General features: G+C 65.3%; 23 protein-coding genes and 1 pseudogene. 16 read left to right on the top strand and 8 right to left on the bottom strand.

Annotated features, from left to right (window positions below):
- Positions 1-3: 3 nt before the first annotated feature.
- The 11 genes and pseudogenes from J2R78_RS01210 to J2R78_RS01160 form a co-directional block, all read left to right on the top strand.
- On the top strand, positions 4-879 hold the full coding sequence (locus tag J2R78_RS01210) for a phosphoribulokinase (protein WP_092080122.1): 876 nt from the start codon (positions 4-6) through the stop codon (positions 877-879).
- Positions 876-2,897 (top strand): transketolase, encoded by a 2,022-nt coding sequence (tkt, locus tag J2R78_RS01205; RefSeq protein ID WP_253609430.1) that lies wholly within the window; start codon positions 876-878, stop codon positions 2,895-2,897. Before J2R78_RS01210 ends, tkt begins: the two co-directional genes overlap by 4 nt.
- 15 nt (positions 2,898-2,912) lie before the next feature.
- Positions 2,913-3,995 (top strand): class II fructose-bisphosphate aldolase, encoded by a 1,083-nt coding sequence (fba, locus tag J2R78_RS01200; RefSeq protein WP_076833454.1) that lies wholly within the window; start codon positions 2,913-2,915, stop codon positions 3,993-3,995.
- 36 nt (positions 3,996-4,031) lie between these two features.
- Positions 4,032-5,489, top strand: a complete 1,458-nt coding sequence (locus J2R78_RS01195; RefSeq protein WP_038382128.1) for a form I ribulose bisphosphate carboxylase large subunit — start codon at positions 4,032-4,034, stop codon at positions 5,487-5,489.
- A gap of 12 nt (positions 5,490-5,501) precedes the next feature.
- Positions 5,502-5,927 (top strand): ribulose bisphosphate carboxylase small subunit, encoded by a 426-nt coding sequence (locus J2R78_RS01190; protein WP_076833455.1) that lies wholly within the window; start codon positions 5,502-5,504, stop codon positions 5,925-5,927.
- 109 nt (positions 5,928-6,036) lie between these two features.
- A complete protein-coding gene (gene cbbX / locus J2R78_RS01185) occupies positions 6,037-6,978 on the top strand; it encodes a CbbX protein (protein ID WP_253609429.1) in 942 nt (313 codons plus the stop codon).
- Positions 6,975-7,691 (top strand): HAD family hydrolase, encoded by a 717-nt coding sequence (locus J2R78_RS01180; RefSeq protein ID WP_253609428.1) that lies wholly within the window; start codon positions 6,975-6,977, stop codon positions 7,689-7,691. The genes cbbX and J2R78_RS01180 overlap by 4 nt, the downstream gene beginning before the upstream one ends.
- 612 nt (positions 7,692-8,303) lie before the next feature.
- Entirely contained in the window at positions 8,304-9,374 is a 1,071-nt protein-coding gene (gene chvE / locus J2R78_RS01175) for a multiple monosaccharide ABC transporter substrate-binding protein (protein ID WP_253609427.1), read from the top strand.
- 156 nt (positions 9,375-9,530) lie between these two features.
- Positions 9,531-11,111, top strand: coding sequence for a multiple monosaccharide ABC transporter ATP-binding protein (mmsA, locus tag J2R78_RS01170; protein ID WP_253609426.1), 1,581 nt, complete (start codon positions 9,531-9,533; stop codon positions 11,109-11,111).
- The gene (gene mmsB, locus J2R78_RS01165) at positions 11,108-12,298 is read left to right on the top strand and encodes a multiple monosaccharide ABC transporter permease (RefSeq protein ID WP_168857111.1); all 1,191 of its coding nucleotides are present in this window, start codon (positions 11,108-11,110) and stop codon (positions 12,296-12,298) included. Before mmsA ends, mmsB begins: the two co-directional genes overlap by 4 nt.
- Positions 12,299-12,424: 126 nt before the next feature.
- A pseudogene (locus tag J2R78_RS01160) lies at positions 12,425-12,649 on the top strand (inositol monophosphatase family protein); the annotation flags it as partial.
- Here the strand turns inward: J2R78_RS01160 and J2R78_RS44645 are convergent.
- On the bottom strand, positions 12,604-12,738 hold the full coding sequence (locus J2R78_RS44645; protein ID WP_256558763.1) for a hypothetical protein: 135 nt from the start codon (positions 12,736-12,738) through the stop codon (positions 12,604-12,606). The pseudogene J2R78_RS01160 and the gene J2R78_RS44645 overlap by 46 nt on opposite strands.
- Between J2R78_RS44645 and J2R78_RS01155 the strand changes: the two genes are divergently transcribed.
- Positions 12,721-13,188: an inositol monophosphatase family protein gene (locus J2R78_RS01155; RefSeq protein ID WP_253609425.1), complete on the top strand. Its 468-nt coding sequence runs from the start codon at positions 12,721-12,723 to the stop codon at positions 13,186-13,188. The genes J2R78_RS44645 and J2R78_RS01155 overlap by 18 nt on opposite strands.
- 240 nt (positions 13,189-13,428) lie before the next feature.
- Here the strand turns inward: J2R78_RS01155 and J2R78_RS01150 are convergent, their stop codons facing one another.
- Positions 13,429-14,784 carry a glycosyltransferase family 87 protein gene (locus tag J2R78_RS01150; protein WP_253609424.1) on the bottom strand — a complete coding sequence of 452 codons (1,356 nt, stop codon included), beginning with the start codon at positions 14,782-14,784 and terminating at the stop codon, positions 13,429-13,431.
- Positions 14,785-14,996: 212 nt separating this feature from the next.
- Here J2R78_RS01150 and J2R78_RS01145 point away from each other — a divergent pair, with 212 nt between their 5' ends.
- The gene (locus J2R78_RS01145) at positions 14,997-15,692 is read left to right on the top strand and encodes a DUF4336 domain-containing protein (protein WP_253610053.1); all 696 of its coding nucleotides are present in this window, start codon (positions 14,997-14,999) and stop codon (positions 15,690-15,692) included.
- A 32-nt stretch (positions 15,693-15,724) separates the two neighbouring features.
- Here the strand turns inward: J2R78_RS01145 and J2R78_RS01140 are convergent, their stop codons facing one another.
- Entirely contained in the window at positions 15,725-16,651 is a 927-nt protein-coding gene (locus tag J2R78_RS01140) for a GlxA family transcriptional regulator (RefSeq protein WP_253609423.1), read from the bottom strand.
- A gap of 104 nt (positions 16,652-16,755) precedes the next feature.
- On the opposite strand from J2R78_RS01140, the gene J2R78_RS01135 reads away from it, so the two are divergent.
- Positions 16,756-17,583 (top strand): dienelactone hydrolase family protein, encoded by an 828-nt coding sequence (locus J2R78_RS01135; RefSeq protein ID WP_253609422.1) that lies wholly within the window; start codon positions 16,756-16,758, stop codon positions 17,581-17,583.
- Here the strand turns inward: J2R78_RS01135 and J2R78_RS01130 are convergent.
- The 5 genes from J2R78_RS01130 to cobU are packed head-to-tail and all read right to left on the bottom strand — an operon-like array spanning position 17,566 to position 20,022.
- On the bottom strand, positions 17,566-18,312 hold the full coding sequence (locus J2R78_RS01130) for a CbtA family protein (RefSeq protein WP_253609421.1): 747 nt from the start codon (positions 18,310-18,312) through the stop codon (positions 17,566-17,568). The genes J2R78_RS01135 and J2R78_RS01130 overlap by 18 nt on opposite strands.
- Positions 18,313-18,322: 10 nt before the next feature.
- The gene (locus J2R78_RS01125) at positions 18,323-18,535 is read right to left on the bottom strand and encodes a CbtB domain-containing protein (protein WP_253609420.1); all 213 of its coding nucleotides are present in this window, start codon (positions 18,533-18,535) and stop codon (positions 18,323-18,325) included.
- A complete protein-coding gene (locus tag J2R78_RS01120; protein WP_253609419.1) occupies positions 18,532-18,876 on the bottom strand; it encodes a hypothetical protein in 345 nt (114 codons plus the stop codon). Before J2R78_RS01120 ends, J2R78_RS01125 begins: the two co-directional genes overlap by 4 nt.
- On the bottom strand, positions 18,854-19,486 hold the full coding sequence (gene bluB, locus J2R78_RS01115; RefSeq protein ID WP_253610052.1) for a 5,6-dimethylbenzimidazole synthase: 633 nt from the start codon (positions 19,484-19,486) through the stop codon (positions 18,854-18,856). The genes J2R78_RS01120 and bluB overlap by 23 nt, the downstream gene beginning before the upstream one ends.
- A 32-nt stretch (positions 19,487-19,518) precedes the next feature.
- Complete coding sequence (gene cobU, locus J2R78_RS01110; protein WP_057015887.1) at positions 19,519-20,022, bottom strand: bifunctional adenosylcobinamide kinase/adenosylcobinamide-phosphate guanylyltransferase; 504 nt, start codon at positions 20,020-20,022, stop codon at positions 19,519-19,521.
- Positions 20,023-20,188: 166 nt separating this feature from the next.
- Between cobU and cbiB the strand changes: the two genes are divergently transcribed.
- Both cbiB and cobD read left to right on the top strand, forming a co-directional pair.
- On the top strand, positions 20,189-21,112 hold the full coding sequence (gene cbiB, locus J2R78_RS01105) for an adenosylcobinamide-phosphate synthase CbiB (protein ID WP_253610051.1): 924 nt from the start codon (positions 20,189-20,191) through the stop codon (positions 21,110-21,112).
- Between the two features lie 11 nt (positions 21,113-21,123).
- A complete protein-coding gene (gene cobD, locus J2R78_RS01100) occupies positions 21,124-22,089 on the top strand; it encodes a threonine-phosphate decarboxylase CobD (protein WP_253609417.1) in 966 nt (321 codons plus the stop codon).
- Positions 22,090-22,242: the final 153 nt, after the last annotated feature.

Below are 22,242 nucleotides of genomic sequence, written 5' to 3'. Positions count from 1 at the left end.
CGCATGTCACGTCGGCATCCCATCATCTCGATCACCGGCTCCTCCGGGGCCGGCACCACCTCGGTGAAGAAGACCTTCGAGAACATCTTCCGCCGCGAGAACGTGGTCGCCGCCTATATCGAGGGCGACGCGTTCCACCGCTACGACCGCGCCGAGATGCGCAGCCTGATGGCGGAGAGAGCCGAGCGCGGCAACAAGCACTTCAGCCATTTCAGCCCCGAGACCAATTTGTTCCAGGAGCTGGAGAAGCTGTTCAGCGACTATGCCGAGACCGGCACCGGAACCACGCGGCACTATGTGCACGACGAGGAGGAGGCGCGGCTCTACGGCGCCAAGCCCGGCACCTTCACCGCCTGGGAGGCGCTGCCGGAGAATTCCGACCTCCTGTTCTACGAGGGCCTGCACGGCGCCGTGGTCACCGACAAGGTGAATGTCGCGCAGCATGCCGACCTCAAGATCGGCGTCGTGCCGGTCATCAACCTCGAATGGATCCAGAAGCTGCACCGCGATCGCAGCCATCGCGGCTACTCCACCGAGGCGGTGACCGACACCATCCTGCGCCGCATGCCGGACTACGTGAACTACATCTGTCCGCAATTCACCGAGACCGACATCAACTTCCAGCGCGTGCCGACCGTCGATACGTCGAACCCTTTCATCGCGCGCTGGATCCCGACGCCGGATGAATCGATGGTCGTGATCCGCTTGAAGAACCCGCGCGGCATCGACTTCCCCTATCTGCTCTCGATGATCCCGAACAGCTTCATGTCGCGCGCCAATTCGATCGTGGTGCACGGCGCCAAGCTCGACCTCGCGATGCAGCTCATCCTGACCCCGCTGATCCTGCAACTGATCGAACGAAAGAGGCGAACGATATGACCGCACTTGCGTCCGTAGCCAGCCGCCCCGAAATCAGCCACGACGAGATGGCCAACGCCATCCGCTTCCTCGCCGTCGACGCGGTCGAGCAGGCGAAATCCGGCCACCCCGGCATGCCGATGGGCATGGCCGATGTCGCGACCGTGCTGTTCACGGACTTCCTGAAGTTCGACCCGGCCGATCCGGCGTGGCCCGACCGCGACCGCTTCGTGCTGTCGGCCGGTCACGGCTCGATGCTGCTCTACGCGCTGCTTTACCTCACAGGCTACGAGAGCATGACGCTCGACCAGCTCAAGGCGTTCCGGCAGTGGGGATCGAAGACCCCGGGCCATCCCGAGTACGGCCACACCCCGGGTGTCGAGACCACGACCGGGCCGCTCGGGCAGGGGGTTGCGACCGCGGTCGGCATGGCGCTTGCCGAGCGGCTGATGAACGCCCGCTTCGGCGACGACCTCGTCGACCACTACACCTATGTGATCGCCGGCGATGGCTGCCTGATGGAAGGCATCAGCCATGAGGCGATCTCGCTGGCCGGCCATTTGCGGCTGAACCGCTTGATCGTGCTGTTCGACGACAATCATATCTCGATCGACGGCGCCACCTCGCTGTCCTGCTCGGACGACCAGACGGCGCGGTTCAAGGCCAGCGGCTGGAACGTCAACCGCGTCGACGGCCACGATCCGCAGGCGATCACCGCGGCGATCAGGCAGGCGCGATCGAGCGATCGTCCGTCGTTGATCGCCTGCCGGACGGTGATCGGGTTCGGCGCGCCGAACCGGCAGGGCAGCGAAAAGGTGCATGGCGCGCCGCTCGGTGCCGATGAGGTGGCGAAGACCCGTGCCGCGCTGCGCTGGCCGTATCCGGCATTCGAGATTCCCGATGCGGTGCTGGCGGAGTGGCGCGAGCTCGGCGGCCGCGGCCGCGACGCACGGCGGGCCTGGATCGAGCGTTCGCGCGGCGCCTGCAAGGGCGACAGGGCCGAGCGGTCTCCGTTCCACGATGCGCTGAACCGGAAATTGCCCTGCGCCTATGCCGAGGCGATGGCCAAGCTGGTGGAGCGGTTCGCGACCGAGCGGCCGAAGCTCGCCACGCGGCAGGCTTCGCAGCAGGTCATCGACGTGATCGCGGAGGCGTTGCCCAATTTGCTGGGCGGCTCGGCCGACCTCACGCACTCCAATCTGACGCTGGCGAAGTCGCAGGTTTCGGTGCGGCCGGAAACGCTCGACGGCAGCTACATCCACTACGGCATTCGCGAACACGGCATGGCCGCGGCGATGAACGGCGTCGCCCTGCACGGCGGGTTCATTCCCTATGGCGGCACCTTCCTCAGCTTTGCCGATTACAGCCGGCCGGCGATCCGCCTTGCGGCGCTGATGGGGATCCGCGTCATCCATGTGATGACCCACGATTCCATCGGACTCGGCGAGGACGGGCCGACGCATCAGCCGGTCGAGCATCTGGCGGCGCTGCGCGCGATCCCGAACGTCCTGGTGTTCCGCCCGGCCGATGCGGTCGAGACGGCGGAAGCGTGGGACTGCGCGCTGAAGGCAGAGACCTCGCCGTCGATCCTCTGCCTGTCGCGGCAGGCGCTGCCGACGGTTCGCGACGGCAGCAAGGACAACCAGGTCGCGCTCGGCGCCTACGTTCTCGTCGAGCCGGCCTTCGCGCGTGACGTCACCCTGATTGCAACGGGTTCGGAGGTGGCGATTGCGCTCGAAGCCGCAAAGCTGCTGGCGGAAGACGGGGTACAGGCCGCGGTCGTCTCGGCCCCGTGCTTCGACCTGTTCCGCCAGCAGCCGAGCGACTATCGCGCCCAGGTGCTGGGCAGCGCCCCGCGCGTCGGCGTGGAGGCTGCGGTCGAGGGCGACTGGACGCGTTGGCTCGGAGACGACGGTGCATTCGTCGGCATGGCCGGCTTCGGCGCTTCCGCGCCGGCCGACGTGCTCTACCGCGAATTCGGCATCACGCCCGCGGCAATCGCTGCTGCAGCAAAACAGCTCATTCAACGAGCGAATTGAAAGGAGGACGCCACCATGGCGCGGATAACCCTGAGGCAGTTGCTGGACCACGCCGCCGAACGCGGCTACGGCGTTCCGGCCTTCAACATCAACAATATGGAGCAGGGCCTCGCCATCATGGAGGCGGCGGCTTCCTGCGATGCGCCTGTCATCATCCAGGCCTCGCGCGGCGCGCGCTCCTATGCCAACGACATCATGCTGGCGAAGATGATCGACGCGCTCGAGGAGATGCATCCGCAGATTCCGCTCTGCCTGCATCTCGATCACGGAAACGAAGAGGCGACCTGCGCCACCGCGATCCGTTACGGCTTCACCTCCGTCATGATGGACGGCTCGCTCAAGGCCGACGCCAAGACCGCAGCCGACTATGACTACAACGTCGATATCACCCGCCGGGTGGTCGACATGGCGCACTGGGTCGGCGCGTCGGTCGAAGGCGAGCTCGGCGTGCTCGGCTCGCTCGAGCATGGCGGCGGCGAGCAGGAGGACGGTCACGGCGTCGAGGGCAAGCTGAGCCATGACCAGCTGCTCACCGATCCGGATCAGGCGGTCGATTTCGTCCGCGCTACCAAGGTCGATGCGCTTGCGATCGCGATGGGCACCTCGCACGGCGCCTACAAGTTCACGCGGCGGCCCGATGGCGAGATCCTGGCGATGCGCGTAGTCGAGGAGATCCATACCCGCCTGCCGAACACGCATCTGGTGATGCACGGCTCGTCCTCGGTGCCGCAGCCGCTGCAGGACATGTTCAACCAGTTCGGCGGCGAGATGCCGCAGACCTGGGGTGTCCCGGTCGAGGAGATCGTTCGCGGCATCAAGCACGGGGTGCGCAAGGTCAATATCGACACCGATTGCCGCCTGGCGATGGCGGCGGCCTTCCGCAAGGTCGCCGTCCAGTCGAAGAGTGAGTTCGATCCGCGCAAATTCCTGAAGCCGGCGATGGATGCGCTACGCGAACTCTGCCGTGACCGCTTCGAGCAGTTCGGCACGGCCGGCAATGCCGCCAGAATCAAGGTGGTTGCACTGCCGGAAATGGCTCGCCGCTATCGCGCCGGCGCGCTCGATCCGCAAATTGGAAAGATGACCCAGGCCGCCTGAGCAAATGGCGACGAACCACAGGAGATTTCGATGAATATGCAGCAGTCGATCACCGTGCGCGGCAAGGATCGCTACAAGTCCGGCGTGATGGAATACAAGCGGATGGGCTATTGGGAGCCGAACTACGAGCCCAAGGACACCGACGTCATCGCCTTGTTCCGCGTCACGCCGCAAGACGGCGTCGATCCGACCGAAGCCTGCGCGGCTGTGGCGGGCGAATCCTCGACCGCGACCTGGACCGTGGTGTGGACCGACCGGCTGACGGCCGCGGAGAAATACCGGGCGAAGTGCTACCGCGTCGATCCGGTGCCGAATTCGCCGGGCAGCTACTTCGCCTACATCGCCTATGACCTCGACCTGTTCGAGCCGGGCTCGATCTCGAACCTGACCGCCTCGATCATCGGCAATGTGTTCGGGTTCAAACCGCTGAAGGCATTGCGGCTCGAGGACATGCGGCTGCCGACTGCCTATGTGAAGACATTCCAGGGCCCGGCGACCGGCATCGTGGTGGAGCGCGAGCGGCTCGACAAGTTCGGCCGTCCATTGCTCGGCGCCACCGTGAAGCCGAAGCTCGGCCTGTCCGGCCGCAACTATGGCCGCGTCGTCTATGAGGCGCTGAAAGGCGGGCTCGATTTCACCAAGGACGACGAGAACATCAACTCGCAGCCCTTCATGCACTGGCGCGAGCGCTTCCTCTACTGCATGGAGGCGGTCAACCGCGCGCAGGCCGCGACCGGCGAGATCAAGGGGACCTATCTCAACGTCACCGCGGCGACCATGGAGGATATGTACGAGCGCGCCGAGTTTGCCCATGAGCTCGGCTCCAACATCGTCATGATCGACCTTGTGATCGGCTACACCGCGATCCAGTCGATGGCGAAGTGGGCGCGCAAGAATAACATGATCCTGCATCTGCATCGCGCCGGCCACTCGACCTACACGCGGCAGCGCAGCCACGGCGTCTCGTTCCGCGTGATCGCGAAATGGATGCGGCTCGCCGGCGTCGATCACATCCATGCCGGCACGGTGGTCGGCAAGCTCGAAGGCGATCCAAACACCACCCGCGGCTATTACGACATCTGCCGCGAGGACTTCAATCCGTTGCACCTGGAGCACGGCGTGTTCTTCGACCAGAACTGGGCGAGCCTCAACAAGCTCATGCCGGTGGCCTCGGGCGGCATTCATGCCGGCCAGATGCACCAGCTGCTCGATCTGCTCGGCGAGGACGTCGTGCTGCAGTTCGGCGGCGGCACCATCGGCCATCCCCGCGGCATCCAGGCCGGCGCCACCGCCAACCGCGTCGCGCTGGAAGCCATGATCCTCGCCCGCAACGAGGGGCGCGACTACGTCCATGAGGGGCCGGAGATCCTGGCCAAGGCGGCGCAGACCTGCACGCCGCTGCGCGAGGCGCTCGACGTCTGGAAGGACGTCACCTTCAACTACGAGTCGACCGACGCCCCCGATTTCGTTCCCACGCCGAGCATGGCGGTCTGAGAGGAGATACTCATGCGCGTTACCCAAGGCTGCTTCTCGTTCCTGCCCGATCTCACCGACGAGCAGATCGCCGCGCAGGTGCAATACTGCCTCGACAAGGGTTGGGCGGTGAACATCGAGTTCACCGACGATCCGCATCCCCGCAACACCTATTGGGACATGTGGGGCCTGCCGATGTTCGACCTGCGCGATGCGGCGGGCATCATGAAGGAGCTCGCCGACTGCCGACGGGTCTATGGCGACCGCTATATCCGGATCTCCGGCTTTGATTCCAGCCCGGGCTGGGAGTCGGTTCGCATCTCCTTCATCGTCAACCGGCCGCAGGAGGAGCCAGGCTTCCGGCTCGACCGCCAGGAGGCGGCCGGACGCAATCTGCGTTATGCGACCCATTCCTATGCAGCGGGCCGCCCCGAAGGCGAACGCTACACCGATCATTGACCGCGTCCGGCTTGCAAACCAGGCGGGTTGCTCCCTCGACCGTCCTGGTCCGGATGCACTTCTCCGTCGTCGCCGCCGCGGCGACGGAGCTTTTCCAGGCGAGAGGACAATGACGCAAGCGCAAGAACAGATCAGCGAACAAATCCGCGAGACCCCGCTCGAGACTATCGACCTTCGCCATGAATTCGCCGACCTCGGCATCGGCGACGTGCTCGACCAGCTCGATTCCGAATTGATCGGCCTGAAGCCGGTGAAGACCCGCATCCGCGAGATCGCCTCGCTGCTGCTGGTCGAACGCATCAGGCAGAAGATGGCGCTGGCGACGACGTTTCCGACCCTGCACATGTCGTTCACCGGCAATCCCGGCACCGGCAAGACCACGGTCGCGCTGCGGATGGCCGGCATCCTGCACAAGCTCGGCTTCGTGCGCCGCGGCCACGTCATCAGCGTCACGCGCGACGACCTCGTCGGCCAATATATCGGCCACACCGCGCCGAAGACCAAGGAGATCTTAAAGAAGGCGATGGGCGGCGTGTTGTTCATCGACGAGGCCTATTACCTCTATCGCCCGGAAAACGAGCGCGACTACGGACAGGAGGCGATCGAGATCCTGCTGCAGGTGATGGAGCAGCAGCGCGAGGATCTGGTGGTGATCCTGGCCGGCTATGGCGACCGCATGGAGAAATTCTTCCAGAGCAATCCGGGCTTCCGCTCCCGCATCGCGCATCACATCGATTTCCCCGACTATTCCGACGGCGAGTTGCTCTGGATCGCCGAGCTGATGTTGCAGCAGCAGAATTATCAGTTCTCTCCGGAAGCCCGCGAGGCCTTCATCCGTTACATCGCCGTGCGCAAAGAACAGCCGCTGTTCTCCAATGCACGCTCGATCCGCAATGCGCTCGATCGCATCCGGCTGCGCCAGGCCAACCGGATCGTGGCGAAGCTCGACCGCACGCTCACCGCCGACGACGTGATGTCGATCGAGGCCGGCGACGTGCTCGCCAGCCGGGTGTTCGTCAAAGGCGCCGGTGCGGCGGGCGAGGGACGATGAACGAGGCGCTCGCCGTGATCCGGACCGCCGGGATGCGCGACATCATTGCGAGCGCCCGCGCCTTGATCTTCGATGTCGACGGCACGCTCGCCGAAACCGAGGAGGTGCACCGCCGCGCCTTCAATGAAGCCTTTGCCGAAGCCGGGCTCGATTGGTTCTGGGATCAGGTCACTTACGCGCGGCTGCTGCGGGTGGCCGGAGGCAAGGAGCGCATCCGCGCCTTCGACCAGCGCAACGCGGTCCCAATGCTGACATTCGCCGAGATCGCTGACCTGCACAGGATCAAGACCGCGCGCTACGCCGTGCTGATTGCCGCGGGCGGCTGCCCGTTGCGGCCGGGCGTCAGGGCCTGGCTCGCCGGCGCGCGCAGCCGCGGCCAGCGCCTCGCGATCGCAACCACCACCTCGCACGGCAATATCGATGCGCTGCTTTCGGTTTCGCTCGGGCTGGACTGGGCCGATCAGTTCGAGGCGATCGTTGCCGGCGACGACGTGCCGCGCAAGAAGCCGGCGCCCGATGTCTACACCGAGGTCCTGACCCGGCTCGGGCTCGGGCCGGGAGATTGCGTCGCAATCGAGGATTCCGGCAACGGCCTCGCCGCCGCGGCGCGCGCCGGCATCCCCGTCGTCATCACCCGCAGCACCTATTTCGGCGACGACGATTTTGCCGAGGCTTTGCTGGTTGTTGACGATCTCTCTGACATCGACGCCTGAAGCTCGCTGCCCCCGGCCGGCAGCTCAGGCCAATTTATTCAGATGGTGAAATAAATGGCGCTTGCATCCATAGCAGGGTGAAGGCACAATCCGGCGAAAGGTTACCAGAAGCGGTGCTGCACCACCTGGGAGGCGATAGGACTTGCCAGCGATTCCGGACAGTACCCCTGCGACCCTCCGCGTCTCCGATCAATTTCTTCGGATAATGAAATAAATGGCCAGTCGGCGCTTGCGTCCACATTGCAGCGGCAACATCAACCAAAGGGTGCAGAAAACGGCAGCGCACCGCCAGACGTCCTGTCGGACGCTGGCGCTCGCCAACGATTCCGGGAGACCGGCGCCTCATGATCCTCCACGTCATTCCTGCGCCTCGTTCGTCCCACGACATGACTCGCGACTGAACCCGGCATTGCGGGATCGACATGGCCGATCGTGCGGAGCGAGCATCGGCGCTGTTGACGGGGTCGATCGACATTCCGCAATTTCGGTTCGTGACGGTCCCGGCGCCGATCCGACATCGCCGTAGATCTGCGGTCCGCCCACGAACGATAGCCGTCGATTGACGCTGTCCACGGCAACGGTACCCCAACTCAAAAAACGAGGGAGTGAAGCATGTTCAAATTGAAGACCTTGTTCGCGCTCGCGCTGGCCGGCCTTGCCGCGGCGGTGTCGGATCGCGACGCGCTCGCCCAGAGCAAGCCGACCATCGGCATCGCGATGCCGACCAAGTCCTCGGCACGCTGGATCGACGACGGCAACAACATGGTCAAGGTGCTGAAGGAGCGCGGCTACGGCACCGATCTGCAATATGCCGAAGACGACATTCCGAACCAGCTCTCCCAGGTCGAGAACATGGTGACCAAGGGCGCCAAGGTGCTGGTCATCGCCGCCATCGACGGCACCACCTTGTCCGATGTCCTGAAGCAGGCCAAGGCCCAGGGCATCACGGTGATCGCCTATGACCGCCTGATCCGCGGCACCCCCAACGTCGACTATTACGCGACCTTCGACAATTTCCAGGTCGGTGTGCTGCAGGCCCAGTCGATCGAGAACGCGCTCGGGCTCAAGGAAGGCAAGGGGCCCTTCAACATCGAGCTGTTCGGCGGCTCGCCCGACGACAACAACGCGTACTTCTTCTACGACGGCGCGATGTCGGTGTTGAAGCCCTATATCGACAGCGGCAAGCTCGTGGTCGGCAGCGGCCAGACGGGCATGAACAAGGTTGCGACGCTGCGCTGGGACGGTGCGACCGCGCAGGCGCGGATGGACAACCTGCTCAGCGCGTTCTACGGCAAGAAGCGCGTCGACGCGGTGCTGTCGCCCTATGACGGCCTGTCGATCGGCATCATCTCCTCGCTGAAGAGCGTCGGCTACGGCAGCAAGGACCAGCCGATGCCGTACATCAGCGGGCAGGATGCCGAAGTCCCCTCGATCAAGGCGATGCTGCGCGGCGAGCAATACTCGACCATCTTCAAGGACACCCGCGACCTCGCCAAGGTGACCGCCGACATGGTCGACGCTGTGCTGAGCAAGAAGGAGGTCGCCGTCAACGACACCAAGACCTACAACAACGGGGTCAAGGTGGTTCCGTCCTATCTCCTCAAGCCGGTCGTGGTGGATAAGACCAATTGGGAGAAAGTCCTGATTGACAGCGGCTACTACAAGCGCTCGCAATTCGACTAGAGCGTTTTCGAGCGAAGTGGGTACCAGTTCGCGTGCGGAAAACGCATCAAACTAGAATCTGGAGCCCCGTTCCGATTTAATCGGAACGGAATGGGCTCTAGGGCGGAGCGGCAGCGAGCCGGGCCGGGGACGATCGACGCTGCGGGACATGATCCGATGACGGCAATGCTTGAGATGCGCGGCGTCAGCAAGAGCTTTGCCGGCGTGCAGGCGCTGCGCGACGTCAGCTTCACCGTCGAGGCCGGGCAGATCCATGCGCTGGTCGGCGAAAACGGCGCCGGCAAGTCGACCTTGATGAAGGTGCTGAGCGGGGTCTATCCGGCCGGCAGCTACGATGGGTCGATCGTGTTCGACGGCGAGGAGCGGCGCTTCCGCGACATCAACGACAGCGAGGCGCTCGGGATCATCATCATCCATCAGGAGCTGGCGCTGATTCCGCTGATGTCGATTGCCGAGAACATCTTTCTGTCGCATCCGCCGTCGCGGTTCGGCGTCATCGACCGCAACGCGGTGCATCGGCGGACCGCCGAGCTGTTGGCGCAGGTCGGCCTGCGGGAGCCGCCGGATACGCTGATCACCGACCTCGGCGTCGGCAAGCAGCAGCTCGTGGAGATCGCCAAGGCGCTGTCCAAGCGGGTGCGTCTCCTGATCCTCGACGAGCCGACCGCAAGTCTTAACGAGGCCGACAGCGCCGCCTTGCTCGAGCGTCTCCTGGCCTTCCGCGAGCAGGGCATCGCCTCGATCCTGATCTCGCACAAGCTGAACGAGGTTGCGCGGGTCGCCGACCGCATCACGGTGCTGCGCGACGGCCGCACCATCGACAGCATCGACTGCCGCACCGAGCGCATCGAGGAGGACCGCATCATCCGCAGCATGGTTGACCGCGATCTGGCGCATCGTTTTCCCGAGCGGAAGGCGGAGATCGGCGAACCCGTGATGACGGTGGAGAACTGGTCAGTGTATCACCCGCTGCATACCGAGCGGCAGGTGATCAAGAACGTCGACTTCACACTGCGCCGCGGCGAGGTAGTCGGCATCGCCGGCCTGATGGGCGCCGGCCGCACCGAGTTCGCCATGAGCCTGTTCGGCCGCGCCTGGGGCACCAACGTCTCCGGCAAGGTCCGCCTCGATGGACGCGAGGCCGATCTGTCCAGCGTGCCGGCCGCGATCGATGCCGGCATCGCCTATGTCACCGAAGACCGCAAGCAGCTCGGGCTGATCCTTGCCGCCGACGTCCGCAAGAACGTGACGGTGGCGAGCCTGCGCCAGGTGTCGGATCGCGGCGTGATCGACGATGTCGCCGAGCTGAAGGCCGCGAGCGACTACCGCACCCGGATGCGGATCCGCTGCTCCGACGTCTACCAGGCGACCGGCGACCTCTCGGGCGGCAACCAGCAGAAGGTCGTGCTGTCGAAATGGCTGATGACCGATCCGAGGGTGCTGCTGCTGGACGAGCCGACGCGCGGGATCGACGTCGGGGCGAAATACGAGATCTACTCCATCATCAACGAGCTGGCGGAGGCCGGCAGGGGCGTCGTGGTGATCTCCTCGGAGATGCCCGAGCTGCTCGGCATCTGCGACCGGATCTGCGTGATGAATGACGGCGCCTTCGTCGGCAAGTTCGCAGGCCACGATGCGACGCAGGAGAAGATCATGCGCGCCATCATGCGCAATGTCAGAATGTCCGGACGCCGCGCCGACGAAAGGGTGGCACGCGCCGGAGGAGGGGCACCATGACCGACAAGACGGTATCACTTCCCGAGGCCCCCAGGCATTCCGGCTTCATCAAGAACAATCTGCGCAACTACGGCATGCTACTGTCGCTGCTCGCGATCATGCTGTTCTTCGAGATCGTGACCGACGGCACGCTGTTGCAGCCGCTCAACCTCACCAACCTCGTGCTGCAGAACAGCTACATCGTCATCATGGCGCTCGGCATGCTGCTGGTGATCGTCACCGGGCATATCGACCTTTCGGTCGGCTCGGTCGCGGGCTTCGTCGGCGCCGTCGCGGCGGTGCTGATGGTGCGCTACCATGTCAGCTACCCGATCGCCTTCGTCGCCTGCCTCCTGGTCGGCGCCGCGATCGGTGCGGCCCAGGGCTACTGGGTGGCCTATTTCGGCATTCCGTCCTTCATCGTGACGCTGGCGGGCATGCTGGTGTTCAAGGGCCTCGCGCTCGCTGTCCTGCAGGGCCAGTCGGTCGGGCCGTTCCCGCCGACCTTCCAGAAGCTGTCGTCGGGCTTCATCCCCGAGCTGTTCCCGAGCGCCGGCACGCTCTATCCGACGTCGCTCGCGATCGGCATCGTCCTGGCGTTTGTCCTGGTGCTGGCGACCGCCAGGAGCCGGGCGCGCGAGCAGGCGCACGGTATCGCCGTCGAGCCGTATGCGTTTTTCATCGTCAAGAGCATCGCGCTGGCGGGCGCGGTGCTCTACTTTACCTACCTGATCGCCTCGCATCGCGGCCTGCCCAACGTGCTTGTCATCATGACCGTCCTGATCGCGCTCTATGGCTTCGTCACGCGGCGGACGGTGATCGGGCGGCAGATCTACGCGGTGGGCGGCAATGCCAAGGCGGCGAAACTGTCGGGCGTCAAGACCGAACGGCTCACCTTCTTCACTTTCGTCAACATGGGCGTGCTGGCCGCGCTCGCCGGGCTGGTGTTCGCAGCCCGGCTCAACACCGCGACGCCGAAGGCCGGCCTCGGCTTCGAGCTCGATGTGATCGCCGCCTGCTTCATCGGCGGTGCCTCGGCCTATGGCGGCGTCGGCCGGGTCGGCGGCGCGGTGGTCGGCGCCATGATCATGGGCGTCATGAACAACGGCATGTCGATCCTCGGTATCGGCATCGATTATCAGCAGGTGATCAAGGGCCTCGTGCTGCTTGGCGCCGTCTGCATCGATGTCTACAACCAGCGCCGCTGACCGCCACGCAGTCACAATTCCACGGTAGGGTGCCGGCGCAACGCAGGAGAATGCCGCGTGAAACTGTCCCATGCCGATACGCTGAATATCGGAGCCATCCTTGCCGAAGTGGGTCGCAGCGAGATCATGCCGCGGTTCCGCCGCGTGCGGGAGATCGAGGTCCGCACCAAGACATCGGCATTCGACGTCGTCACCGAAGCCGATGAGCTGGCGGAGCAGGCGATATCGGCGGCGCTGCTGCGGGCGTTTCCGAATGCGGTTGTGATCGGCGAGGAGGGCACCGCGCGTGATCCGGCCGCGCTCGATCAGGTCGGAACCGCGGAGCTTGCCTTCATCATCGATCCGATCGACGGCACGCGGAACTTCACCTCGAGTCTTCCGCTGTTCGGCACCATGGTGGCCGCCACCATGCGCGCGAGATCGTGTTCGGCGCGATCCATGATCCGGTCAGCAACGACACCGCATTCGCGCTGCGCGGCGAGGGCGCGTGGCTCGCGATGCCGGACGGCCGGCGGCATGACCTCAAAGTGGCTCCCGCCGTGCCGGTCAAGCAGATGGATGCGATCGTCGGCGTCAACTTCCTGCCCGAGCCGCTGCGCACGATCGTCGCCGGCAATCTTTCCAGGCTCGGCGGCAGCGCCTGGCTCAGATGCGCCGCGCACGAATATCGCATGGCGGCGTCCGGACATTGCCATCTGCTGTTCTACAAAAAGCTGATGCCATGGGATCATGCCGCGGGCTGGCTGTTGCATCGCGAGGCCGGCGGCTACAGCGCGCATTTCGACGGATCACCCTACCGGCCGGTCAATCTGACCGGCGGCTTGCTGTGCGCACCCGACGAGGCGAGCTGGCACGCGGCGCGAGAGGCGATCCTGATGCCGGCTGGATAGCAGCGGACGCCGGTTCGTCGCGTTGCGGCGGTTATGAGCCACATTGGTTTTCGGATTCAACTGTCAAACAGCTTGTTCGGTGCGAAAGCAGGGACCCATACGCCGCGGCAGGTGTTGTGAGTGGGACTCGTTGTCCCAACATCGTTCAACAATCAGCATTTGTGGTTATGGGTCCCTGCTTTCGCAGGGACGACACCCAATATGGGTCGGCGTTTGTGGGTCATACCTTCGCTTAGGGCGTCAGGCCTGCACGATTTCGCCGTCCAGCAGGGGCAGATGCCTGATGCGGCGCACGACTAGGATGGCAACTGCCGCGGCGGCGATCGGTGCCAGTTGCAGGCCGTGGGCGCCCGCGGGCACCATGGCGAATGGCGTCAAATATAGCGCCGCGAGGGCGATGCGCTCATAGGGCAGCCAGCCCTGTGCAAGCGCCTGCGCGATCAGCCACGCGCCCGGGATCGCCAGGATCACGACCTCATAGTTGCCCAGCGACGGCACGCAGAGGCCGGTCATCGCCACCATCAGCGCGATCTCGGCGGCGCCGCCGGGACGTTTTCGCAGCACCAGGACCAGGACGGCGATCGCGATCGCGGCCGTGGTCACCTGGACGAGCCAGGCCGTGCTGCTGGATCCGCCGGCCAGCCTGACCGCGGCATAGGGACTGGCGAACTTCTCGAAACCGGGGCCGCCGCCGAGGCTCCAGGCGCTTGCCTCCGGCAGCACGGCAACAAACTTGATCCACGGGTCGATCCCGAAGACGGCGGTGGCCGCCAGCACAAGCACGAGCGTCGTTGCGGCCGCTGCAGCCAGCGCGCGCCAGCGCCGCGTCAGGATCAGCACCAGCGGCGCAAGCAGGGCGATCTGCGGCTTGTAGCTGAAGCACCCGAGCAGCGCGCCGGCGATCACCGGGTAGCGGTCCAGCGTGGCGGCCGATCCGCCGAGCAGAGCCGCCGAGAACAGCGAATTCTGTCCGAATAGCGCGCACACCCACACGGCGGGAAAGGCGAGCGCTGGAACGACGGAGCCGCGCTCGAGCATGGCTCTCACCGCGGCTGCATAGGCGGCGCCGGTCGCGAAGATCCAGACGACGGCCGCCGTTGCAAAGGGAACCAGTGCAAAGGGCAGCCAGAACAACAGCGACGTCGGCGGGTAGAAGAACGGTGCGTAGGTGTTCTGACCGAGCACGGCGGCTACAGCGGCGCGGCCCGCGTCGCCATAGGCGTCGCCGGCGCGGCCTTCGAGCGCGAGCTTCGCCGCGGTCCAGAACGCCGCGAAATCATGGCCGACATCCATCGTCGGCACAGCCCATGGGATGATCGCGATGCAGGCGATGAACAGGACGAGAAATACGCGGGTGAAGGCGGTGACACGGTCAGCCGTGAGCCAGTCGGCCTCACGCAGCGCGGAGACCAGCACGCCCGCGCCGGACTGCCGTGAATGCGCGATTGCCACCTGCGGCTGACCTGTGGACGTAGTTGGGCTGATGGTCGCGCGCGGCATCGCAGCGCCACGACCCGCGTCATCCGCCGCGAAGTGACGCGCGGCGTCATCAGCGAAGGCCAGCCTGTGTCCCTCGAGGTCCGACTTCTGCGACATCGGCCGCTTCATCCCAATCGCGTCGTGCACGCGCAACATTTGGATCAAATCGTCTAAGGTTGCGTAAACCCGATCGTTGCAATTGGCCGCGGCGCAATCGGAACCGATGATCGACATTGCCCCTTGTCCGCGGCCTGTCACGCCGGGCATGGTAAATGAACCCGCAACGCCGGCGGCAGCATGCGGCGATCTACGGTCAGGTTTCATCGCAAATGGCGATATTGCAGCAGTTCGGCCACGACATCTGGATTGCCGGGGGGCCGAACCTTGCGATCGCCGGGTTTCACTATCCGACCCGGATGGCCGTCGTCAGACTGGCGGACGGCGCCCTTTTCATCTGGTCGCCGGTCCGGTTGACGGAGCAATTGCAGGCCGGCGTCAACGCGCTCGGCCAGGTCAGGCACATCGTGGCGCCCAACTCGCTGCATCATCTGTTCCTCGCCGAGTGGAAGCAGGCCTATCCTGCCGCTGTGCTCCACGCCCCGCCGGGCCTGTGCAAGCGGCGCCGTGACCTCGGCTTCGATGCCGATCTCGCGGATGGGCCGAGCCTCGACTGGGCCGGACAGATCGATCAGGTGGTGATGCGCGGCAACCTGATCACCACGGAGGTGGTGTTCTTCCATGTCGAAAGCGGCACCGTGCTGTTCACCGACTTGCTGCAGCAGATTCCTCCCGAACTGGTCTCGGGTTGGCGCGCGACGATCGCGAAACTCGACCTGATGGTCGGGCCGGAGCCGTCGGTGCCGCGCAAGTTCCGCGTTGCCTTCACGGGCCGCCGTGCCGCGCGCGCGGCCTTACAGAGGATTCTGGCGTGGCCCGCCGAAAGGGTGCTGATGGCCCATGGCACGCCAGTCGAAAAGGATGCGCCGGCATTCTTGCGCCGCGCCTTCGCATGGCTCTCGGCGTGATGATTTCATCGCTGATGTGGCGTCGTTGCGGATCAACCGCTTGAACGGAAATGCCGCGGCGAATGCCGCGTTTCGCGCCGGATCAGCCGGCGGAGGGTCGAGGGCTCGGCATATCCGACCTTGCCCGCGATCTCTTCGACCGACAGGCGCGTGGTCTCGAGCAACGACCGCGCCGTCTCGATCCTGATGCGTTGCACGAATTGAATGGGCGACACGCCACAGATCGACTCGAGCCGTCTGGCAAATGTCCGCGGCGTCAGCGCGACGGCGGTGGCAACGTCTCCGACCGTGAAGTCGCGCGCGATGTTGCTGCGCACCCATTTCTCGGCCCTGGCAACCTTGGGGTCCTGGCTGGCAAGATAATTGATCGCCATGAACGGCGCCTGCGAATGCCGCTCGCCAAGCAGCAGGTAGTTGGCGCAGCCCTTGGCCAGCGCCGGGCTGCCGAAACGCGTGATTACCGCAAGCATCAGGTCCATCTGCGCCATCGCCGCGCCGGCGGTTGCGATCGGCCAGTCGGCCACCACCATCCGCTCCGTCATCAACTCGACATTCGGATAGCGTTGCCGAAACAGCGGCGCGAACCACCATGTCGTGGTCGCTCGCTTGCCGTCGAGCAGGCCGGTCTCCGCGAGCAGGAAGCTGCTGGCGCAGGACGCGGCGAGCATCGCGCCGCTCGCGAACGCCGTGACCAGCATGTCGCGGGCGTGCCGACATGCCGGTGTCGCCAGCTTCCGCTCCAGCTCGCCGGCCGATGCCGAGCCGAGCCCGGGAACGATGACCAGGTCCGCGCCGCGCAATCGGGCGGCGCGCCGCTTCGGCCCATAACGCAGCGTCGTCACCTCGAAGCGCGCGCGCTTCGACGTACTGATCCGGTTGGCGGTGGCCAGCACGTCGTGGGTGATGGCGGCCGCTGACGCGAGGCAGCCGTCGATCTCGACAACCGCGATCCTGGTCATGTCATAAAATCCGCGATCAATGTCATTTTTGACACTAGCTGCCGGGCCGGAAAATCGCAACTCTGGTGCCGAGACGCTGCCGATCTCGATCAGGAGGACCGCCGATGCCGAACCGGCCGATGACCCAGGACGATCCGCTCGAGGATTTCGAGCGCCGCCAGATTACCCTCGATGGGGCCGGCAAGACCGTCCATGTTGGCGGCGCAGGTCCTGCGGTGATCGTGATGGCGGAGATGCCGGGCATCAGCCCGCATGTGGCGCGCTTCGCCCGCTGGGTTCGCGATGCCGGATTCACCGTCTATATGCCGTCGCTGTTCGGCCGTGACGGCGCTATTGCGAGCGCGGAGGAGGGCGCAGCGGTGTTTCAGCGCGCCTGCGTCAGCGCGGAGTTTCGTGCGATGGCCGCAAACCAGTCCAGTCCCGTGACGCAATGGTTGCGCGCGCTGGCGCGATTTGCCCATGGCGAATGCGGCGGTCCCGGTGTCGGGGCCATCGGGATGTGCTTTACCGGCAATTTCGCGCTCACCATGATGCTGGAGCCGTCGATGCTGGCGCCGGTGCTTTCGCAGCCGTCATTGCCATTGAACGATCCGGCGGGCATCGAGATCGCACCGGAGCAAGTCAAGGCGGTGCGCGAGCGGTTGGAGCGCGAAGACCTGACCGTGCTGGCCTATCGCTTTGAGGGCGACAAGTTCTGCATGGCGCAGCGCTTTGCGGCCTATCGCGAGGCGCTCGGCGACCGCTTCATCGGGCGAGTGCTTCCCGACAGCGCGGCGAACCGCGATGTGCCGCCGTTCTTCCGGAATTTCGTCACGACACCGCACAGCGTCGTGACTGTGCATCTGATCGACGAGGCCGGCCAGCCGACCATCGCGGCCCGCGATGAGATCCTGGCGTTCTTCCGGCAGCGGCTGTCACCCGCGAGCGGATGAGCTTGGCTGGTCGAAATAGGCGAATGCGGCGCTCGTCAGGCTGCCCAGCAGGGACCAGAACACCAGACTGGTCAGCGTGACGGCGACCATGAACTGATGCGACAGGGACGAAGGCACGTTGGTCTCGACGTGCTCCAGCTCGGGCGCGCCGATCAGATGCGGCAGCATGATCAGGACCACGCCGGCGATGGCGGCCGGCATCGAGCGCCGGAACGCGATCAGCCCGAGGCCGGCTGCGGTCGCCAGCACCGCCGTCACCCACCAGATCTGGCGCGAAAGCAGCGGAGCGGTGGGGACCCCCGGCAATTCAGGCGGCAGTCCAAGGCCCGGAGCAATGGTGAAGACGGCGAAACCGGCGAGGCCCCACATCAAGCCTTCATGCCACGAGATCCGCTCGCCGGTCGCGCCGCTGCGAACCGCAAGGAAGCCGCAGAGCAGAAGCGCAAAACCGATCGCGGTCAGGATGTTTGCCCCCGCGGTATAGACGTTGCGTTCCAAACCGTCGCGCGGCTCCCAGGCCTCCGCGCCATGATCATGATCCGCATGATCATGGACGAGGATCACCTGCGGTGGCGCGGCGGCTTCGTGCTTGTGCGTGGCCGCCTTCTCGTAGACCTCGGCCCTGAGGATCAGGGGAACGGTGCCGAACTGCTGGACCGCCGTGACGATCAGGCCGACGATGAACCCGGCAATGACCGACGAGAAGACGATCGAGCGAAACGTGCTCATGCCAAGGAGATCAGTGGCAGGGGAAGGCGTTGGAATGGCGCACGTCATGCGCGGCGTTGTGGATTACGTCGATGTGCGAGAAGCCGACCACGCCGACGATGAACAGGCCGAGCGTCATGGCTATCAACGACTGTGCAAGCCGTCCGACCTGTCGGGTGGCGATCGGCAGATGCGTGACCTGAGCTTGAGTAACCTGGGTTTGCGCGGTCTGGGACTGGCTCATGGTCGTTCTCCACATTCGATTTGATCGGCTTCTAGCAGCTTTCGGGTGATGTCGCGACTGGTAAGATGCAAATTTGTTCCAAGGGGAATGCGCTTGCGCTCGATCTTGGCGTGTGCGGCTGCCTTGAAGGCTGGTTCAAACCGCCTGAAATGGGCGAGGCATGCGTCCACCGTCGGGTCGATGCCAAGCAGCGTGCGAAAGGCGCCCCGATGCACCGCGCAGATCGCGTTGTGCCCCGGGACGGGAAAGACCAGCGAGGCGATGTCGGCGCGCCAGTGCGCGTCACAGCTCGAGGTGCCGTCGCCGGCAGGGGCTCGGTCAGCGTCGGACGGTGAATTCATCCGGACCTCGCCGCGATTCCCACTTGGCCTGTTCGAGCTCCGGGCGGTCGCACTCGGTCTGGGGGTAACCGATGCAGAGATAGCCGATAAATTTCCAGGAGTCCGGGATTTCCAGAACGCCATGAATGCGGTCTGGATTGAGGATCGATACCCAGCCGATGCCGATGCCTTCGGCGCGCGCGGCAAGCCACATCGAGCAGATCGCGGCCACCACGGAATATTCCGACGTCTCCGGCATCGTCGCGCGGCCGAGACCGGCGCCGATCCGGTCGGTCTTCTCGGCAAACACGGCGAGGTGGCCCGGCGCCTCCTCGAGGCCCGATAATTTCAACGCGGCGTATTTTGTGGCGCGCTCGCCCGAATAGGACCGCAGCGCATCGGCGTTGCAGGCCTTGAAGTCGTCGATGACAGCGCGGCGTCGTGTCTTGTCGTCGACAATGACGAACCGCCAGGGCTGGCTCAGGCCGACCGAAGGCGACAGGCAGGCGATCTCGATCAGCCGCTCGATCGCACCATCCGGCAGCGGATCGGCCCGGAACCGCCGCACGTCGCGCCGCCACACGAACAGTTCGTGCAGTTGGCGGCGAAACGTATCGTCGAATGAGACCATCGCGGGGCCTTTGGCGGGATCGATCTCGGACTTCATTTAAGCTTCATCGGCAGGCCCGCAACGACGAACTCGACCTCGTCTGCGATGCCGGCGATAGTCTGGTTCATGATTCCTGCGGCGTCGCGGAACGTCCGCGCCAATGCATTGTCCGGCACGATGCCGAGACCGACCTCGTTGGTGACCAGCACGACCGGGCCGTGCTGGCGCGACAGTGCATCCGCCAGCCGCGTCACTTCCTGCGACCAGTCGCGCCCGGCATGCAGCAGATTGGATAGCCAGAGCGTCAGGCAATCGACCAGCCGTGCACCAGCGCCATCGGTCCCGGACAGCACTTCAACCAGATCGAGCGGCACCTCGCGCTCGATCCAGTCGCTGCCGCGCCGCGCGCGATGTTTGGCGATCCGCTCATCCATTTCTGCGTCGAGCGCCTCGGCGGTTGCGATATAGACCGGCTGTCCCGGAAAGCTGCGCGCACGAAGTTCGGCGCGCCGGCTTTTGCCGGACCGGGCTCCCCCCGTGATCAGAATGACGGCCATATCATCTCCTGTGCGACCGGTACGCACGTCGTTCACAAACGCTCTAACCACCAATCGCGGAGAAAGACAAAGCCGAAATCCGTCACGGAGGGCTTGCGCTCGGCCGATGTCTTGCGCATCAGGGGGACCGCGGCGCGGAGAGGGTCAAGTGGGTTTTGCGGGAGCGATGGCGGTGGCGATGGCTGTGGATGCTCTGATCGGCTGGCCGGCGTGGCTGTTTGCCCGCATCGGCCATCCCGTGACCTGGCTCGGCCGGCTGATCCATCTTGTCGATGGCGCCTGGAACCGCGCCTCCGACCCGCCGGCGTTTCGTCGCGGCGCTGGTATTGCGGCTGCGATCCTGGTGATCGCGCTGGTGATTGCGCTCGGTTGGGCCGTTCAGTCCGTGCTCGCATGCGGATGGGTTCGCATTGTCCTTGTCGGTGTCCTGGCATGGCCGCTGGTTGCCGTGCGCTCGCTGCACGACCATGTCGCCGCGGTGGCAAGTCCCTTGGCATCCGGCGACATCGCGGTCGCACGTTCAGCGGTCGCGCAAATTGTCGGGCGTGATCCGGCAACGCTCGACGACGCCGGCATCGCGCGCGCCACCATCGAGAGCCTCGCCGAGAATGCATCCGACGGCATCGTGGCGCCGGTGTTCTGGGGCGCGCTGTTCGGCCTGCCGGGAATCCTTGGCTACAAGGCGATCAACACGCTGGACTCGATGATCGGTCATCGCACCGAGCGGCACGAAGCCTTTGGCTGGGCGGCCGCCCGGATCGACGATCTCGCCAATCTCATTCCGGCGCGGTTGACGGGTGTTCTGTTCGTGCTGCTCGCGCCGAACCGTTCGCAGGCGTGGTCATGCATGTTGCGCGATGCGCAGCGGCATCGCTCGCCGAATGCCGGCTGGCCGGAAGCTGCGATGGCCGGCGCGCTCGGCGTGCGGCTCAGCGGTCCTCGCATCTATCACGGGCACATCGCCGATGAGCCCTGGCTGAACGAGGGGGCGCGCGATCCGGCTGCCGCTGACGTCCTCACCGGGCTGAAACTCTATCGTTACGCCATGATTCTGTTGGCTGGGGCGCTGCTGGTCCTGGCGCTGGCGTGAAGGAGCGGCGCATGCGTGAGCACGGCGGGAACCTTGATGTCGCCCGGCAGCGCTTCGGCGGCGCCGCGGACGACTGGATCGACCTGTCGACCGGGATCAATCGGGTGCCGTATCCCTTGGTCGATGTCGAGCCGCGGCAATGGAGCGCGTTGCCGTCGCGATCCGATCTTGAATCGCTGCACGACGCTGCGCGGCAGGCCTATGTCACCAAGGCGCCGATCGTGGCGATGGGTGGTGCGCAGACCGCGATTCAGTTGCTGCCGCATCTGGCGCTCAAGGGGCGGGCGCGGATTCTGGCGCCGACCTATAACGAGTATGCCGCGGTGTTGTCGGCCGCCGGCTGGGACGTTGCCGAGGTGTCCGATCTCGCCGCGCTTGCGGGTGCGGACATTGCGATCGTCGTCAATCCGAACAACCCCGACGGACGACGCCATGATCGGCGGGAGTTGCTGGCACTGCTGCCGCGCGTTGGCCGGCTCGTCATCGACGAGAGTTTTGCGGACGCCGTTCCTGACCTGTCCCTTGCACCGGAAGCAGGACACGCGGGGCTGCTGATCCTGCGCTCCTTCGGCAAGTTCTACGGACTTGCCGGCTTGCGCCTCGGCTTCGCGATCGGCAGCGAGGCGGACGTCGCCGCGCTTGCGGCGAGGGCGGGCCCATGGCCGGTTTCGGGAGCAGCAATCGCGATCGGGCGGCGCGCGTTGCTCGATCACGACTGGGCAACGGCGACGGCTGCGCGGCTCGCGGACGACTGCGTCAGGCTCGCTGCAATGGCGCGATCGCGGGGCTGGACGCTGCTCGGTGGCACGTTGCTGTTCCGGCTCTACGAGACCGGCGATGCGTTGGCCGTGCAGGAGAAGCTTGCGCGCAGCCAGATTTGGTCGCGGGTTTTCCAGCAGAAACCGGGATGGCTGCGCCTCGGCTTGCCGGGCAGTGAGCCCGAGTGGTCGCGCCTTTCCGCCGTGTTGTCGCGCTGATTGCGACGGCGCTGCGCTCCCTCTCCCCGTTCTTACGGGGAGAGGGCTGGGGTGAGGGGCCGCATCCGCATATTCGGCGACAGCTGCGGTTGCGGAGACTCCCCCTCACCCGGAACGCATCTAGCGATGCGTTCCGACCTCTCCCCGCACGCG

The organism is Bradyrhizobium sp. USDA 4538 (genome assembly GCF_024171045.1).
Classification (GTDB): Bacteria; Pseudomonadota; Alphaproteobacteria; order Rhizobiales; family Xanthobacteraceae; genus Bradyrhizobium; species Bradyrhizobium australafricanum.
Note: the sequence above shows the minus strand (reverse complement) of the source record. Positions and strands in the feature narration are given on the sequence as shown.

Coding starts and splice junctions, on each gene's coding strand:
- J2R78_RS01210 (WP_092080122.1), top strand. CDS start 4: ATGTCACGTCGGCATCCCATCATCTCGATCACCGGCTCCTCCGGGGCC.
- tkt (WP_253609430.1), top strand. CDS start 876: ATGACCGCACTTGCGTCCGTAGCCAGCCGCCCCGAAATCAGCCACGAC.
- fba (WP_076833454.1), top strand. CDS start 2,913: ATGGCGCGGATAACCCTGAGGCAGTTGCTGGACCACGCCGCCGAACGC.
- J2R78_RS01195 (WP_038382128.1), top strand. CDS start 4,032: ATGCAGCAGTCGATCACCGTGCGCGGCAAGGATCGCTACAAGTCCGGC.
- J2R78_RS01190 (WP_076833455.1), top strand. CDS start 5,502: ATGCGCGTTACCCAAGGCTGCTTCTCGTTCCTGCCCGATCTCACCGAC.
- cbbX (WP_253609429.1), top strand. CDS start 6,037: ATGACGCAAGCGCAAGAACAGATCAGCGAACAAATCCGCGAGACCCCG.
- J2R78_RS01180 (WP_253609428.1), top strand. CDS start 6,975: ATGAACGAGGCGCTCGCCGTGATCCGGACCGCCGGGATGCGCGACATC.
- chvE (WP_253609427.1), top strand. CDS start 8,304: ATGTTCAAATTGAAGACCTTGTTCGCGCTCGCGCTGGCCGGCCTTGCC.
- mmsA (WP_253609426.1), top strand. CDS start 9,531: ATGACGGCAATGCTTGAGATGCGCGGCGTCAGCAAGAGCTTTGCCGGC.
- mmsB (WP_168857111.1), top strand. CDS start 11,108: ATGACCGACAAGACGGTATCACTTCCCGAGGCCCCCAGGCATTCCGGC.
- J2R78_RS44645 (WP_256558763.1), bottom strand. CDS start 12,738: ATGGATCGCGCCGAACACGATCTCGCGCGCATGGTGGCGGCCACCATG.
- J2R78_RS01150 (WP_253609424.1), bottom strand. CDS start 14,784: ATGTCGCAGAAGTCGGACCTCGAGGGACACAGGCTGGCCTTCGCTGAT.
- J2R78_RS01145 (WP_253610053.1), top strand. CDS start 14,997: ATGGCGATATTGCAGCAGTTCGGCCACGACATCTGGATTGCCGGGGGG.
- J2R78_RS01140 (WP_253609423.1), bottom strand. CDS start 16,651: ATGACCAGGATCGCGGTTGTCGAGATCGACGGCTGCCTCGCGTCAGCG.
- J2R78_RS01135 (WP_253609422.1), top strand. CDS start 16,756: ATGCCGAACCGGCCGATGACCCAGGACGATCCGCTCGAGGATTTCGAG.
- J2R78_RS01130 (WP_253609421.1), bottom strand. CDS start 18,312: ATGAGCACGTTTCGCTCGATCGTCTTCTCGTCGGTCATTGCCGGGTTC.
- J2R78_RS01125 (WP_253609420.1), bottom strand. CDS start 18,535: ATGAGCCAGTCCCAGACCGCGCAAACCCAGGTTACTCAAGCTCAGGTC.
- J2R78_RS01120 (WP_253609419.1), bottom strand. CDS start 18,876: ATGAATTCACCGTCCGACGCTGACCGAGCCCCTGCCGGCGACGGCACC.
- bluB (WP_253610052.1), bottom strand. CDS start 19,486: ATGGTCTCATTCGACGATACGTTTCGCCGCCAACTGCACGAACTGTTC.
- cobU (WP_057015887.1), bottom strand. CDS start 20,022: ATGGCCGTCATTCTGATCACGGGGGGAGCCCGGTCCGGCAAAAGCCGG.
- cbiB (WP_253610051.1), top strand. CDS start 20,189: ATGGCGGTGGCGATGGCTGTGGATGCTCTGATCGGCTGGCCGGCGTGG.
- cobD (WP_253609417.1), top strand. CDS start 21,124: ATGCGTGAGCACGGCGGGAACCTTGATGTCGCCCGGCAGCGCTTCGGC.